This window comes from Pseudomonas sp. PWP3-1b2, assembly GCF_049896045.1.
Lineage (GTDB): Bacteria > Pseudomonadota > Gammaproteobacteria > Pseudomonadales > Pseudomonadaceae > Aquipseudomonas > Aquipseudomonas antarctica_B.
The window spans coordinates 1-14,293 of sequence record NZ_JAFCTN010000024.1 but is presented as its reverse complement, the minus strand read 5'-3'; the positions used below and the strand labels follow the sequence as shown (position 1 = coordinate 14,293).

13 protein-coding genes are annotated in these 14,293 nt (G+C 62.0%); 6 read left to right on the top strand and 7 right to left on the bottom strand.

Features of this window, described 5'->3' with window-relative positions:
- Positions 1–108 precede the first annotated feature (108 nt).
- The 6 genes from ACP7A2_RS16650 to bioB form a co-directional block, all read right to left on the bottom strand.
- A complete protein-coding gene (locus tag ACP7A2_RS16650) occupies positions 109–390 on the bottom strand; it encodes a pyrroloquinoline quinone biosynthesis protein PqqE (RefSeq protein ID WP_375066586.1) in 282 nt (93 codons plus the stop codon).
- A 106-nt stretch (positions 391–496) separates the two neighbouring features.
- The gene (gene bioD / locus ACP7A2_RS16645) at positions 497–1,177 is read right to left on the bottom strand and encodes a dethiobiotin synthase (protein WP_375066585.1); all 681 of its coding nucleotides are present in this window, start codon (positions 1,175–1,177) and stop codon (positions 497–499) included.
- Complete coding sequence (gene bioC / locus ACP7A2_RS16640) at positions 1,174–1,986, bottom strand: malonyl-ACP O-methyltransferase BioC (protein WP_426135096.1); 813 nt, start codon at positions 1,984–1,986, stop codon at positions 1,174–1,176. Before bioC ends, bioD begins: the two co-directional genes overlap by 4 nt.
- Entirely contained in the window at positions 1,979–2,710 is a 732-nt protein-coding gene (locus tag ACP7A2_RS16635) for an alpha/beta fold hydrolase (RefSeq protein WP_426135095.1), read from the bottom strand. The genes bioC and ACP7A2_RS16635 overlap by 8 nt, the downstream gene beginning before the upstream one ends.
- Positions 2,703–3,884 carry an 8-amino-7-oxononanoate synthase gene (bioF, locus tag ACP7A2_RS16630; protein WP_426135094.1) on the bottom strand — a complete coding sequence of 394 codons (1,182 nt, stop codon included), beginning with the start codon at positions 3,882–3,884 and terminating at the stop codon, positions 2,703–2,705. Before bioF ends, ACP7A2_RS16635 begins: the two co-directional genes overlap by 8 nt.
- A gap of 188 nt (positions 3,885–4,072) precedes the next feature.
- Positions 4,073–5,128 (bottom strand): biotin synthase BioB, encoded by a 1,056-nt coding sequence (gene bioB / locus ACP7A2_RS16625; RefSeq protein ID WP_046035002.1) that lies wholly within the window; start codon positions 5,126–5,128, stop codon positions 4,073–4,075.
- A gap of 92 nt (positions 5,129–5,220) precedes the next feature.
- Here bioB and ACP7A2_RS16620 point away from each other — a divergent pair, with 92 nt between their 5' ends.
- The 5 genes from ACP7A2_RS16620 to rarD all read left to right on the top strand — a co-directional run bounded on the left by ACP7A2_RS16620 (position 5,221) and on the right by rarD (position 10,921).
- Complete coding sequence (locus tag ACP7A2_RS16620) at positions 5,221–5,958, top strand: ComF family protein (protein WP_426135093.1); 738 nt, start codon at positions 5,221–5,223, stop codon at positions 5,956–5,958.
- A gap of 57 nt (positions 5,959–6,015) precedes the next feature.
- Positions 6,016–6,780 carry a TOBE domain-containing protein gene (locus ACP7A2_RS16615; protein ID WP_426135092.1) on the top strand — a complete coding sequence of 255 codons (765 nt, stop codon included), beginning with the start codon at positions 6,016–6,018 and terminating at the stop codon, positions 6,778–6,780.
- A 78-nt stretch (positions 6,781–6,858) separates the two neighbouring features.
- Positions 6,859–8,757, top strand: coding sequence for a PhoX family protein (locus ACP7A2_RS16610; protein WP_426135091.1), 1,899 nt, complete (start codon positions 6,859–6,861; stop codon positions 8,755–8,757).
- 168 nt (positions 8,758–8,925) lie between these two features.
- Positions 8,926–9,900, top strand: coding sequence for a serine/threonine protein kinase (locus ACP7A2_RS16605; protein WP_015886213.1), 975 nt, complete (start codon positions 8,926–8,928; stop codon positions 9,898–9,900).
- A 136-nt stretch (positions 9,901–10,036) separates the two neighbouring features.
- The gene (rarD, locus tag ACP7A2_RS16600; protein WP_426135090.1) at positions 10,037–10,921 is read left to right on the top strand and encodes an EamA family transporter RarD; all 885 of its coding nucleotides are present in this window, start codon (positions 10,037–10,039) and stop codon (positions 10,919–10,921) included.
- A 222-nt stretch (positions 10,922–11,143) separates the two neighbouring features.
- Here the strand turns inward: rarD and ACP7A2_RS16595 are convergent, their stop codons facing one another.
- Positions 11,144–11,656 (bottom strand): glycine cleavage system protein R, encoded by a 513-nt coding sequence (locus ACP7A2_RS16595; protein ID WP_426135089.1) that lies wholly within the window; start codon positions 11,654–11,656, stop codon positions 11,144–11,146.
- Positions 11,657–12,042: 386 nt separating this feature from the next.
- Between ACP7A2_RS16595 and ACP7A2_RS16590 the strand changes: the two genes are divergently transcribed.
- Entirely contained in the window at positions 12,043–14,235 is a 2,193-nt protein-coding gene (locus ACP7A2_RS16590; protein ID WP_426135088.1) for a malate synthase G, read from the top strand.
- The last annotated feature ends 58 nt before the right edge of the window (positions 14,236–14,293 follow it).

Below are 14,293 nucleotides of genomic sequence, written 5' to 3'. Positions count from 1 at the left end.
CTGGCTTGCCTGCGATGCAGACGCCGCGGGGTATCAGGAAAACCGAGTAGACGCTATTGCAGGCAAGCCGGCTCCCACAGAAGAGCCGGCATACCTGAAGAGAGGGGTTTAAGCGTAGGTGTCAATCAGCGTGCCGAGCATCTCGTCCGAAGCCTTGGCGACTTTCACGCCCAGCTCCACCTGAAATTTGCCCTGAGCCATTTCGACCATGTTGCTCGCCGAATTGGACGGCTGGGCGCGATCGTTGGCTTGCAGACGATCACTTTGTGCATCCGAGGGCTGAGTCGTCGCGGCGCTGGCGATTCTGCCAGCGGCCTGGTCGACGCGGTTCTGCCCGGCCTGAATAGTGCTCAGCCCCGAATAAAACGCGCTGCTTCCGGAGATTTCCATGGCGTAAGCCTGCCTTTAGAGAATCATGAACCTGAATTGAAGCAGACATTGCGGCGAAATGCCCGTCAAAAACACTAATGGCACAATGCCTTCGCGATAGTCAAAATCAGTCAAGCAGGTCCAATTCCAGGTATTCGGCCACTGCTGCAGCCCCGGCGTGCTTGAGTTTCGGCACGCGGCCCAGGCACGGCGCGGGCAAGCGTTCAGCCAGCGTGGCGAGGTTTTCTTCCAGACGAGAGGTCTTGGGGTCGATGATATTGGCCACCCAGCCCGCCAATGGCAAACCGTCCCGCGCAATGGCTTCGGCGGTGAGCAAGGCATGGCTGATGCAACCCAGGCGCACACCCACCACCAGGATCACCGGAAGCTGGAGCGCCATGGCCAGGTCCGACAGATTGTCCTGATCGGCCAACGGCACGCGCCAACCGCCCGCGCCTTCGATCAAGGTGAAATCCGCCCCGCGCGCCAGAATCTGCTGCATCGGTTTCAACAGCGACTGCACCGTCAGCGCAACGCCCGCCTCCCGCGCCGCCAAGTGAGGCGCAATGGCCGGCTCAAAGGCCAGTGGGTTGACCTCGGCATAGGTCAGCGGCAAAGAACATTCCGCCAGCAACGCCAGGGCATCGCTGTTGCGCAAGCCTTTGGGCGTCACCTGGCAACCCGACGCTACCGGTTTTCCCGCAGCGGTGCTTTTGCCCGCTAGCCGCGCGGCATGCAGCAGGCCGGCGGCGATGGTGGTTTTGCCGACATCGGTGTCGGTACCGGTGATGAAGTAAGCAGCGCTCATAGAGGTTTCTCCAGTACGGCGTACACCACTTGATACGTGGCGGGCAGGCCCTGAGCCCGACGGAACTGCTCGTAAGCGTTCACCAGTGCAACAATCCGCGCGCGGCCCGTCAACCCTCCCGGCCGACCCGGGTTGAGGTTATGCGCGCCCAGTGCTTTCAATTCGTGGGTCAGGCCGCGCACGTCCGGGTAATGCAACACATGGGGCTGACGCTCCAGGCTCACCACGCGCAAACCGCTGTCGGCGCACAGCTGTTGATAAGCCTCAAAGGTGCGGAAGCGGTTGACGTGAACCAAGCCATCCGCCGCCCGCCAGCTTTCGCGCAACTCAGCCAAGGTGCCGACGCACAGGCTGGCGAAGGCCAACACGCCACCGGGTTGCAACACGCGGTGAGCCTCGCTGAGCACAGCGTCGAAATTGGCACACCATTGCACCGCCAGGCTGGAAAAGATCAGCCCGCAACTGTCGCCCTGCAACGGCAGGCGTTCGGCATCCCCGGCGATAAAATGCTCGGCGCCGCCCAGTGGCCGTGCGTGGTTAAGCATGCCCTCGGCAATGTCCAACGCCACACCCTGGCTGGCGGGCAGTCGCTCGCTCAGTACGCGGCTGAAAAAACCGGTGCCGCATCCCATATCCAGCCAGCGTTGCGGTGCGATGGCAGCGGGCAAGCGGGCCAATAATTCACTGCCAACCGCGCGTTGCAGCTCGGCCACACTGTCGTAACTGGCGGCGGCACGGGAAAAGGACGCGGCTACCTGGCGCTTGTCCGGCAAGGCGCCTGGCAGTGGGGGCTGGGATAAATCAGTCATCAACACACTCATGCAAAAAAGCCTGGATGGCCCCCGCGACACCGTGGGGGTCTTCCAGAAGAAAAGCGTGACCGGCCCGTTCAATCAGGCCGATTTCAACGTCGGGCAACAGCGCCAGCAAGTCGCTGGCCGCTTCGGCGGGCACCAACTCATCCAGGCCGGCGAACAGATGCAACTGTGGGCCGCGATAAGCGAGCAAGGCGTCGCGCGTGTCGAGTTGGGCGAGCAATTCAAGGCCAGGCATCAACACGCTGGAAGGCGCACTCGGTGCACCGCTGACCAGCAGGCGCGACAACCCGCGCGGGTCTTCGGCGCCCTTGGCACACAGCAGCCCGAAGCGTTTGAGGGTGACCTGGGAATCGGCGTGGCAACCGGCAAGGAAGGCATCGAACGTCTCGGCAGGCATCGCGCTCGGCCAGCCGTCATGGGCGACAAAGCACGGGTTGCTCGCCAAAGTCAGCAAGCCGCAGCAGCGCTCGCCACGTCGCGCCGCCAGCTCGGAGGCAAGCATGCCGCCCAGTGACCAACCGCCCAGCCAGGCGTTGTCCGGCAGTGTGGCGTCAAGTTCGTCGAGCCATTCACTCAGGTCGCTGGAGTCCAGCGCCGGCAAGGGTTCGATCTGCACCTGCAGGTGTTCGTCGAGCCCGCGCAAGGCAGCGGCCAACGGCTCCAGCGGCGAGACGCCAAGCCCCCAGCCGGGCAGCAATATCAGTCGATCACGCATGGTCGGGCTCCCTGGCGCCTAACAAGCGGAAACACTCTTCCAATGCCGTTAACAATAGCTGCACCTGCGCTTCGCTGTGGGCCGCCGTCAGCGTCACGCGCAGACGCGCGCTGCCTGCAGGCACGGTTGGCGGGCGGATCGCGGTGACCATCAGCCCGCGCTCGCGCAGCATCTGCGAGAGGCGCACGGCCCTGGCGCTGTCGCCGATCAGGATCGGCTGGATCGGCGTAAAGCTGTCCATCAAGTTCAGGCCAAGCTGCTCGGCACCCAGGCGGAATTGGCGGATCAGGCCATTGAGGTGCTCACGGCGCCAATGTTCGGTGCGCAGCAGTTCCAGGCTTTTCAGCGTGGCGCAGGCCAGCGCAGGCGGTTGGCTGGTGGTGTAGATATACGGGCGAGCAAACTGGATCAGGCTTTCGATCAGTTCTTCACTGCCCGCCACAAACGCCCCGGCGGTGCCGAAGGCTTTGCCCAGAGTGCCGACCAACACCGGCACATCTTCCTGGCTCAAGCCGAAATGCTCGACGATGCCGCCGCCGGTCGCGCCCAGCGGGCCGAAGCCATGGGCGTCGTCAACCATCAGCCAGGCGCCTTTGGCCCTGGCTTCACGGGCCAGCGCGGGCAAATCGGCGAGGTCGCCGTCCATGCTGAACACACCGTCGGTGACCACCAATGTGTTGCCGGTGGCTTTCTCCAGGCGTTTGGCCAGGCTGTCGGCGTCGTTGTGCAGGTAACGGTTGAAACGCGCGCCGGAGAGCAAACCGGCATCCAGCAACGAGGCATGGTTGAGGCGGTCTTCCAGCACCGTATCGCCCTGCCCTACCAACGCGGTGACCGCGCCGAGGTTGGCCATATAACCGGTGGTAAACAGCAATGCGCGCGGTCGGCCGGTCAGGTCGGCCAGGGCTTCTTCCAGCTCGTGGTGGGGCGTGGCGTGGCCGACCACCAAATGCGAAGCGCCACCGCCCACGCCCCAACGGGACGCACCGGCGCGCCAGGCTTCAACCACCTGCGGATGATTGGCCAGGCCCAGGTAGTCGTTGTTGCAGAACGCGAGCAAGGGTTGGCCGTCCACCACCACTTCAGGGCCTTGAGGGCTGCCCAGCAGCGGGCGTTGGCGGTAGAGGTGTTCGGCACGGCGGGCAGCGAGGCGCGCGGCGAGATCAAAAGACATGCTGGCCTCGGTACGTATTGATGAACACACTCTCAATGTGTGAGCTGGGTTGTGTGGGAGCCGGGCTTGCCCGCGATGCAGGAACCTCGGTGTATCAGTTACACCGTGGTGATGCTATCGCAGGCAAGCCAGCTCCCACACATGCTGGCTCCCACCGTTGGAATGCATTCCAAATTGAAGAGTCGGGGTCAAACAGCCGCGTTATAAAACTGCTCGCTGCTCTTCTGCTCCACCAACGCCTGCTCAATCGCCGCCTGATGCACTTCATCGGCATGCTCTTCGCGGGCTTCGGGCAAGATCCCCAGGCGCGAGAACAGTTGCATGTCCTTGTCCGCCTGCGGGTTGGCGGTGGTCAATAGTTTGTCGCCGTAGAAAATCGAGTTGGCGCCGGCAAAGAACGCCAGGGCCTGCATCTGCTCGTTCATCGCTTCACGGCCTGCCGACAGGCGCACGTGAGACTGCGGCATCAGGATGCGCGCCACGGCCAGCATGCGGATGAAGTCGAACGGGTCGATGTCTTCGGCGTTTTCCAGCGGCGTACCGGCGACTTTCACCAGCATGTTGATCGGCACCGACTCCGGATGCTCCGGCAGGTTGGCCAACTGGATCAGCAGGTTGGCGCGATCGTCGAGGGACTCGCCCATGCCGAGGATGCCGCCCGAGCAGATCTTCATGCCTGAATCACGCACGTACGCCAGGGTTTGCAGGCGCTCGCCATAAGTGCGCGTGGTGATGATGCTGCCGTAGAACTCCGGCGAGGTGTCGAGGTTGTGGTTGTAGTAGTCGAGGCCGGCCTGGGCCAGGGCTTCGGTCTGGTCCTGATCGAGACGGCCCAGGGTCATACAGGTTTCAAGGCCCATGGCTTTCACGCCTTTGACCATTTGCAGCACGTAAGGCATGTCTTTGGCCGACGGGTGTTTCCAGGCGGCGCCCATGCAGAAACGCGTGGAGCCGATGGCCTTGGCGCGGGCGGCCTCTTCGAGGACCTTCTGCACTTCCATCAGCTTCTCTTTTTCCAGGCCGGTGTTGTAGTGGCCCGACTGCGGACAATATTTGCAATCTTCCGGGCAGGCGCCGGTTTTGATCGACAGCAGGGTCGACACCTGCACGCGGTTAGCGTCGAAATGCGCGCGGTGCACGGTCTGCGCCTGGAACAACAGGTCATTGAAAGGCTGCACGAACAGTGCTTTGACTTCGGCGAGGGACCAATCGTGACGCAGGGTTGCAGTGGTGCTGGCGCTCATGGGCGATTCCTTGATTATGCTTGGGCAGACGCTGCGGGAAGGGCAATACCCACAAGCGCGACACGGATGCTCGGCATATTTAAGGAAGATTCATGCACTGTCAACCCAGCCACAAACACCAGGTTTACATCTGGTTAAAAAACAACCATACATGCTTGATCTGCGATGAAGCCACCGAATCCGCCGATTGTGTGTGCAACGCCTGCGAAACCGAACTGCCGTGGCTCATGGAGCAGTGCGAAGTGTGCGCCCTGCCGTTGCCGATGGAGGGTTTGATCTGTGGGCAATGTCAGAAATTTCCGCCTGCGTTTAACCAGGTAATCGCTCCCTGGCGCTATGGTTTCCCCGTCGACACCCTGATCAGCCGCTTCAAGCACCAGTCGCGCTGGCCGTTGGGGCATATGCTCGCGCGCCTGCTGGGCCGCCATCTGCAACACCGCTTCGATAACGCTGAACTGGACCGCCCCGACCTTCTGCTGCCAGTGCCGATGGCGCGCAAACGCCTGCGCGAACGCGGCTTCAATCAGGCGCAGATGCTGGCTCGCTGGCTCAGTGAGCGCCTCAACGTGCCCTGCGATGAACACTTGGTGTTACGCCCCCATGAAACCGTCGCGCAACAAGCGCTCGATGCCAAGACGCGCAAGCGCAACCTGCTCGCTGCGTTTGCCCTGGCACCCGGCGCCCAGGTGCAAGGCCGCCACTTCGCACTGGTGGATGATGTGCTGACCACCGGCGCCACCGCCCACAGCCTGGCCCGCTTGCTGATGGAGGCCGGCGCGCGCCAGGTCGATGTCTACTGCCTGGCGCGCACGCCAAAACCGGGGGCATGACTTGACTCCCGCGCGCCACGCCTGCAACGTCCGCTGACCTTATAAAAGCGCATCCCCATGTCTCTGCCGACCTCCCTCAGCCAACACATCATCCGTCGCCCCCAGCGCATTGCGTTGCTGGCGCATATCGCCGAGCAGGGCTCGATCACCCGCGCCGCGAAAAGCGCTGGATTGAGTTACAAGGCCGCGTGGGACGCCATCGATGAGTTGAATAACCTGGCGCAACACCCGCTGGTGGAACGCAGCGTTGGCGGCAAAGGCGGTGGCGGCGCCAAACTCACTGCCGAAGGCGAGCGCGTGTTGCGCCTCTACCAGCGCCTGCAAATGTTGCAGGCCGAGATACTCGGCTCGGATGAGGCCGCCCGCGACTTCAACCTGCTGGGCCGCCTGATGTTGCGCACCAGTGCGCGCAACCAATTGCACGGTCAGGTCGTGGCCATCGACAGCCATGGCCGTAACGACGTGATTCGCCTGCAACTGGCCGGCGGCCTGACACTGGAAGCGCAAATCACCCACGACAGTACCCAGCGGTTGGAGTTGGAGACGGGTGTCGAGGTAGTTGCCTTGATCAAGGCTGGCTGGCTGGAGTTACTCGCGACCGGGCACGCTGCAACACCTGGACACAATTGCATGAGCGGCATTATCGACGCGATTCTCCACGCCGATGACGGCCCCAGCGAAGTGCGCATCACCCTGCCCAATGGCTTGGTGTTGTGTGCCCTGGCGCAGCCTGCCGCGCTCACAGCGCTGAATGCGGCTGAGGGCCAGCCGATCCAGGTGCAATTCGCCCCCGGCAATGTGCTGCTCGGCACGCCGGTGTAGCCGGCGCCCTGCTTCAAACTGCAACAATTTCGTCACGCGCGCTCCTTAAGGTGACTGCAAAAACCGCAGGGAGCCGAAATGAGCCTATTAGAAGAAAACACAGCCACCGACCTTGAACAGATGGTCGGCCTCACCCGCCGCCGTTTTATCGGCGCGGGCGCCCTGTGCGGCGCCGCGATGTTTTTGGGCGGCAACCTGCTGACTCGCAGCGCGCTGGCCGTGAATGCCGCTTCCGCCAGCCCGTTGCTGGGTTTCCCGAGCATCGCCGCCGCCACCAGCGACGCCATTACCTTGCCGCCCGGCTACAGCGCTTCGGTACTGATCAGTTGGGGCCAGCCGCTGCACAAGAACGCCCCGGCCTTCGACCCGTCCGGCAATGGCACGGCCAAGGCCCAGGAGCAGCAGTTCGGTGACAACAACGACGGCATGAGCCTGTTCGCCTTCCCCGGCGACGACAACCGCGCGCTGATGGCGATCAACAACGAATACACCAACTATCGCTACCTTTTTGCCCACGGCGGCGCGCCGCAATCGGCCGAAGACGTGCACAAGGCCCAGGCCAGCGAAGGCGTGTCGGTGATCGAAGTGCGGCGCAAGGGCGACACCTGGCAGTTCGTGCAGGACTCGCGCTACAACCGGCGCATCCACGGCAACTCGCCCATCCGCCTGAGCGGCCCGGCTGCCGGCCACGACTGGCTGAAAACAGCCGCCGACAAAACCGGCAAGAAGGTCCTCGGTACCTTCCAGAACTGCGCCAACGGCAAGACGCCATGGGGCACGTATCTGACCTGTGAAGAGAACTTCACCGACTGCTTCGGCAGCAGTAACCCACAACAGGCCTTCGACGCCGGGCAAAAACGCTACGGCGTGGTGGCCGCCAGCAAAGACATCAACTGGCATCAACACGACCCGCGTTTCGACATGGCCAAAAACCCCAACGAGCTCAACCGCCATGGCTGGGTAGTGGAAATCGACCCGTTCGACCCGCAATCCACCCCGGCCAAGCGCACTGCCCTCGGCCGCTTCAAACACGAAAACGCCGCGCTGGCGGAAACCCGCGATGGCCGCGCGGTGGTGTACATGGGCGACGACGAACGCGGCGAGTTCATCTACAAGTTCGTCAGCCGCGACAAAATCAATCACAAAAACCCCAAGGCCAACAAAGACCTGCTCGACCACGGCACCTTGTTTGTGGCGATTTTCGACGCAGGCGATGGCAACGCCGACCATCCCAAGGGCAAGGGCCAATGGGTCGAGTTGACCCACGGCAAAAATGGCATTGACGCCAGCAGCGGTTTCGCCAACCAGGCCGAGGTGCTGATCCATGCACGTCTGGCCGCCAGCGTGGTGAAAGCCACGCGCATGGACCGCCCGGAGTGGATCGTGGTCAGCCCCGCCGATGGCCAGGTTTATTGCACCCTCACCAACAACGCCAAGCGCGGCGAAGACGGCCAGCCGGTAGGCGGGCCGAACCCGCGTGAGAAAAACGTCTATGGCCAGATTCTGCGCTGGAAGGCCAACGCCGACGACCACGGCGCCATGGATTTCAGCTGGGACCTGTTTCTGGTCGCAGGCAACCCGGGCGTGCATGCCGGTACGCCCAAAGGCGGCTCGTCGAACATCAACCCGCAGAACATGTTCAACAGCCCCGATGGGCTGGGCTTCGATAAAGCCGGGCGCTTGTGGATTCTGACCGACGGCGATTACAGCAACGCGGGCGATTTCGCGGGGATGGGCAATAACCAGATGCTCTGCGCTGACCCATCGACCGGGGAGATCCGCCGGTTTATGGTCGGGCCGGTGGCGTGTGAGGTCACGGGCATCAGCTTCTCGCCGGATCAGAAGACGCTGTTTGTAGGGATTCAGCATCCGGGTGAAATCGGCGGCTCTACGTGGCCTGAGCATCTGCCGAATGGCAAGCCACGGTCGTCGGTGATGGCGATTCGACGGGATGACGGCGGTATCGTCGGCGCCTGATAAGGCCTCATCGCAGGCATGCCAGCTCCCACATTTGACTGTATCCACAATTCAAAATGTGGGAGCTGGCTTGCCTGCGATAGCGCCAGAACAGCCACCACCTATCTCGCCCCCGGTGCGTTACCATAGCGGGCCGGACGCGGCGCCCTGCTGCGCGCAGGAGTTCGCATGGCCCATCCGTTTGAAACACTCACCCCTGACCTGGTGCTCGACGCTGTCGAAAGCATCGGTTTCCTCAGCGATGCTCGCGTTCTGGCGCTCAACAGCTACGAAAACCGCGTGTATCAGGTGGGTATCGAAGACTCCGAGCCACTGATCGCCAAGTTCTACCGGCCGCAACGCTGGACCAATGAAGCGATCCTCGAAGAACACCGCTTTACCTTCGAACTGGCAGAGTGCGACGTGCCCGTGGTCGCGCCGATGATCCACAACGGTGAAAGCCTGTTCGAACACGCAGGCTTCCGCTTCACCCTGTTTCCCCGCCGTGGCGGCCGTGCGCCGGAGCCGGGCAACCTCGACCAACTCTATCGCCTTGGGCAACTGCTCGGCCGTTTGCACGCGGTGGGTTCCACCCGTCCGTTCGAACACCGTGAAGCATTGGGCGTGAAAAACTTCGGTCACGATTCCCTCAACACCCTGCTCGAAGGCAACTTCATTCCCAAAAGCCTGCTGCCCGCCTATGAGTCGGTGGCGCGCGACCTGCTCAAGCGCGTGGAAGAGGTGTACAAGGCCACGCCGCACAAGAACATCCGCATGCACGGCGATTGCCACCCCGGCAACATGATGTGCCGCGACGAAATGTTCCACATCGTCGACCTGGACGACTGCCGCATGGGCCCGGCAGTGCAGGATTTGTGGATGATGCTGGCCGGCGACCGTCAGGAATGCCTCGGCCAACTGTCGGAATTGATGGACGGCTATCAGGAGTTCCACGACTTCGACCCGCGTGAACTGGCACTGATCGAACCGCTGCGCGCCTTGCGTCTGATGCACTACAGCGCCTGGCTGGCGCGGCGCTGGGATGACCCCGCGTTCCCTCACAGCTTCCCGTGGTTTGGCAGCGAGCGGTATTGGGGCGATCAGGTATTGGCGCTGCGCGAGCAATTGTCGGCGCTCAATGAAGAGCCCCTGAAACTGTTTTAAATCCCCCCTCACTCCCCCTGTGAGAGCTGGCTTGTGTGAGAGCTGGCTTGCCAGCTCCCACAGAAAAGCACCACCCGCTACCTGACAAATATCCTTACAATCGCGCTTTGTTAGTTGCCTAAGCAAGGATTCTGCAATGCAATCCTCCAACCCCCGCAAGGGGTACATCCTGGGTCTCAGCGCGTATATCATCTGGGGCCTGTTCCCGCTCTATTTCAAAGCCATCGCCAGCGTACCCGCCGCCGAAATCATCGTGCACCGCGTGCTGTGGTCCGCGCTGTTTGGCGGTTTGCTGCTGTTGGTGTGGAAACATCCCGGCTGGTTCCGCGAGTTGCGCGACAACCCCAAGCGCCTGGCGATTCTGGCACTCAGCGGCTCATTGATCGCGGCCAACTGGCTGACGTATGTGTGGTCGGTCAACAGCGGTCGCATGCTGGAAGCGAGCCTGGGTTACTACATCAACCCACTGGTGAATGTGTTGCTGGGCATGGCGATTCTTGGCGAACGCCTGCGTCGCCTGCAATGGATCGCGGTGGGGCTGGCGGCCGTCGGCGTGGCGCAACAGGTGTGGCAAGTGGGCAGTCTGCCGTGGGTGTCGCTGGTGCTGGCGTTGACCTTCGGCTTCTACGGGCTGATCCGCAAGCAGGCACCGGTCAAGGCGTTACCGGGGCTGGTGGTGGAAACCTGGATGCTGGTGCCGATTGCCGTGGCGTGGTTGCTGTTCAACCCCACGGCCCACAGTGCGCAGCTGGAATTCTGGAGTACGTCCCAAGCCTGGTGGCTGGTCGCGGCAGGCCCGATAACGTTGGTTCCACTGGTGTGTTTCAACGCCGCCGCGCGGCATTTGCCCTACACCGCGCTGGGCTTTTTACAGTACGTCGCACCCACGCTGGTGCTGCTGGAAGCCGTGTTCCTGTTTGGTGAGCACCTGGCGACGAGCACGCTGATCGCCTTCGCGTTCATCTGGGCGGGGCTGGCGATCTACAGCGTGGACGCCTGGCTGACCATGCGCAAACGCTGATCAAATAACGTACAAACCTCTGCAAGCCACAGCTGTCGTGGCTTGCAGGCATCCACCCCAAGGTTATCCACACCCTGATCCCCGGCATTTGTGCACAAGCCGTTGAAACTGCTCGTTTTTTGCTCAAACAACCGAGACGCCCGGCCAGCGTGGCCTGGGGCCGGGTCTCTACAGGTTATCCACAGGCCCATGCAAGATTTCCATGCATAACCCTGTGGGCAATTACTCCTCGTTGCGCAGCTCTACCATCAAGTCATCCGCCAGCGTTTCCAGGGATGCCTGCAAGGTTTCCAGGGATAACGTCGACGGCACCCGCAGCAAGGCCTCGGCGCTGAACAGCGGATCGCTGCTCATGGGCGCCGGTCGCACTTCGGTGCTCAACCGCTCCAGGTTGACGCCCTGCCGGCTCAGCAACGCCGTGATCTCGCGCACGATGCCCGACCGATCATTGCCCACCAGCGTCATCAGAATTGCCTTGGACGCCGCCGCCTGCCCGGTACTGCCCTCGCCCACCAGCACGCGAATACCGTGTGTGGATAAATCCTCCAGAGCACCTACCAGCGCCTGACGGTTTTCTGCTGGCACGCTGACGCGCAATATCCCGGCAAACTGCCCGGCCATGTGCGCCATGCGGCTTTCCAGCCAGTTGCCACCGTGGGCGGCAATGTTCTGGGCGATGCGTTCAACCAAGCCCGGTTTGTCGGCGGCGATAATAGTGAGTACAAGATGGTCCATGGCGAAGCCCTCTGAATTCAATCTACAAGGTGGACGCAGGCGCCCGCGAAAACAAATCGTGTACCGTTTTTATATTTATCTGGAACAATCCGATAGTTTTTTGAGAACATCCCATTCCCCACTGTGACCGAATGCCACAGGTGGGTCGCTAAACGACGTATTTAGTCAAATTTTCACAACCGCAAGTCATCATGTAGTATGCCCAATCGCGCACTACATAACCTTAGGTCGATGTCTGCCAAGGCACCCACGTACCGCGACAACCGCCAGCCCAGCCGCCTTTCAGGCATGTACTGGGGGACCGGTTCGCGGTTTAAATGGCCAGAGGCTTCATTGGTAAATTGAAAAGCTGAAAAGCGCATTAGCTCCGCAGAGTGAGGCAAGAGATGACTGAACACGTTCAAGTCGGTGGCCTGCAGGTCGCCAAAGTCCTGTTCGACTTCGTGAACAACGAAGCCATTCCCGGCACCGGCATCACTGCCGAGCAGTTCTGGGCCGGCGCCGACAAGGTCATCCACGACCTGGCACCGAAGAACAAAGCCCTACTCGCCAAACGCGACGATTTCCAAGCGCGCATCGATACCTGGCACCAGACCCACGCTGGCCAGGCTCACGACGCGGTGGCCTACAAAGCCTTCCTGCAAGACATCGGATACCTGCTGCCAGAAGCCGCAGACTTCCAGGCCACGACCCAAAACGTCGACGACGAAATCGCCCGCATGGCCGGCCCACAGCTGGTCGTGCCGGTGATGAACGCCCGCTTCGCCCTCAACGCCTCCAACGCGCGCTGGGGCTCGCTGTACGACGCGCTGTATGGCACTGACGCCATCAGCGAAGCCGGCGGCGCCGAAAAAGGCAAAGGCTACAACAAGGTGCGTGGCGATAAAGTCATCGCCTTTGCTCGCGCGTTCCTCGACCAGGCCGCACCACTCAGCGCCGGCAGCCACGTTGACTCCACCGGTTACAAGATCGTCGATGGCGTCCTCATCGTCAGCCTCAAGGGCGGCAGCAACAGCGGCCTGCGTGACGACGCTCAGCTGATCGGTTTCCAGGGCCCTGCGGCCGAGCCGATTGCGATCCTGCTGAAAAATAACGGCCTGCACTTCGAAATCCAGATCGACGCCAGCACCCCGGTCGGCCAGACCGACGCCGCCGGCGTTAAAGACGTGCTGATGGAAGCCGCGCTGACCACCATCATGGACTGCGAAGACTCCGTGGCTGCCGTGGATGCCGACGACAAAGTGGTGATCTACCGCAACTGGCTCGGCCTGATGAAAGGCGACCTGGCCGAAGAAGTGGCCAAGGGCGGCAAGACCTTCACCCGCACCATGAACCCCGACCGCGTCTATACCGGCGTGGATGGCCGGGACGTGACGCTGCACGGCCGTTCGCTGTTGTTCGTGCGCAACGTTGGGCACTTGATGACCATCGACGCGATCCTCGACAAAGACGGCAACGAAGTGCCCGAAGGCATACTCGACGGCCTGCTCACCAGCCTGGCGGCAATCCACAGCCTCAACAGCAACAGCAGCCGCAAGAACAGCCGCACCGGCTCCGTCTACATCGTCAAACCAAAGATGCACGGCCCCGAAGAAGCTGCATTCACCAACGAGCTGTTCGGCCGCATCGAAGACGTGCTGAACCTGCCACGCAACACCCTCAAAGTCGGGATCATGGACGAGGAGCGCCGCACCACGGTCAACCTCAAGGCCTGCATCAAGGCGGCCAGCGAGCGCGTGGTGTTCATCAACACCGGCTTCCTCGACCGTACCGGCGACGAAATCCACACCTCCATGGAAGCCGGCGCGATGGTGCGCAAGGCCGCGATGAAGGCGGAAAAATGGATTGGCGCCTACGAGAACTGGAACGTCGATATCGGCTTGAGCACTGGCCTGCAAGGCCGTGCACAAATTGGTAAAGGCATGTGGGCGATGCCCGACCTGATGGCGGCGATGCTTGAACAGAAAATCGCTCACCCACTGGCCGGCGCCAACACCGCCTGGGTTCCTTCGCCGACCGCGGCGGCGCTGCATGCCCTGCACTATCACAAGGTCGACGTGTTTGCCCGCCAAGCCGAACTGGCCAAGCGCGAACGCGCCTCGGTGGATGACATCCTGACGATTCCTCTGGCCAGCAACACCGATTGGTCCGACGAAGAAATCCGCAACGAGCTGGACAACAACGCCCAAGGCATCCTCGGCTATGTCGTGCGCTGGATCGACCAGGGCGTGGGCTGTTCGAAAGTGCCGGACATCAACGATGTCGGCCTGATGGAAGACCGCGCAACCCTGCGCATCTCCAGCCAGCACATCGCCAACTGGTTGCGCCACGGCATCGTTAACGAAGCCCAGGTGCTGGAAAGCCTCAAGCGCATGGCGCCGGTGGTAGACCGCCAGAACGCCGGTGACGCGCTGTACCGCCCGCTGGCGCCGGACTTCGACAGCAACATCGCGTTCCAGGCAGCTGTGGAGTTGGTGATTGAAGGCACCCGGCAGCCGAACGGTTATACCGAGCCGGTATTGCACCGTCGACGTCGTGAGTTCAAGGCCAAAAATGGCCTGTGTCTAGTCCTGAAATAGGTTTACACCTATTTCACCCTAACGCCCGATGCACCGCATCGGGCGTTTTGTATTTTAG

Bases quoted from the DNA above. Each gene is read 5' to 3' on its own strand.
- ACP7A2_RS16650 (WP_375066586.1), bottom strand. From the start codon at position 390: ATGGAAATCTCCGGAAGCAGCGCGTTTTATTCGGGGCTGAGCACTATT.
- bioD (WP_375066585.1), bottom strand. From the start codon at position 1,177: ATGAGCGCTGCTTACTTCATCACCGGTACCGACACCGATGTCGGCAAA.
- bioC (WP_426135096.1), bottom strand. From the start codon at position 1,986: ATGACTGATTTATCCCAGCCCCCACTGCCAGGCGCCTTGCCGGACAAG.
- ACP7A2_RS16635 (WP_426135095.1), bottom strand. From the start codon at position 2,710: ATGCGTGATCGACTGATATTGCTGCCCGGCTGGGGGCTTGGCGTCTCG.
- bioF (WP_426135094.1), bottom strand. From the start codon at position 3,884: ATGTCTTTTGATCTCGCCGCGCGCCTCGCTGCCCGCCGTGCCGAACAC.
- bioB (WP_046035002.1), bottom strand. From the start codon at position 5,128: ATGAGCGCCAGCACCACTGCAACCCTGCGTCACGATTGGTCCCTCGCC.
- ACP7A2_RS16620 (WP_426135093.1), top strand. From the start codon at position 5,221: ATGCACTGTCAACCCAGCCACAAACACCAGGTTTACATCTGGTTAAAA.
- ACP7A2_RS16615 (WP_426135092.1), top strand. From the start codon at position 6,016: ATGTCTCTGCCGACCTCCCTCAGCCAACACATCATCCGTCGCCCCCAG.
- ACP7A2_RS16610 (WP_426135091.1), top strand. From the start codon at position 6,859: ATGAGCCTATTAGAAGAAAACACAGCCACCGACCTTGAACAGATGGTC.
- ACP7A2_RS16605 (WP_015886213.1), top strand. From the start codon at position 8,926: ATGGCCCATCCGTTTGAAACACTCACCCCTGACCTGGTGCTCGACGCT.
- rarD (WP_426135090.1), top strand. From the start codon at position 10,037: ATGCAATCCTCCAACCCCCGCAAGGGGTACATCCTGGGTCTCAGCGCG.
- ACP7A2_RS16595 (WP_426135089.1), bottom strand. From the start codon at position 11,656: ATGGACCATCTTGTACTCACTATTATCGCCGCCGACAAACCGGGCTTG.
- ACP7A2_RS16590 (WP_426135088.1), top strand. From the start codon at position 12,043: ATGACTGAACACGTTCAAGTCGGTGGCCTGCAGGTCGCCAAAGTCCTG.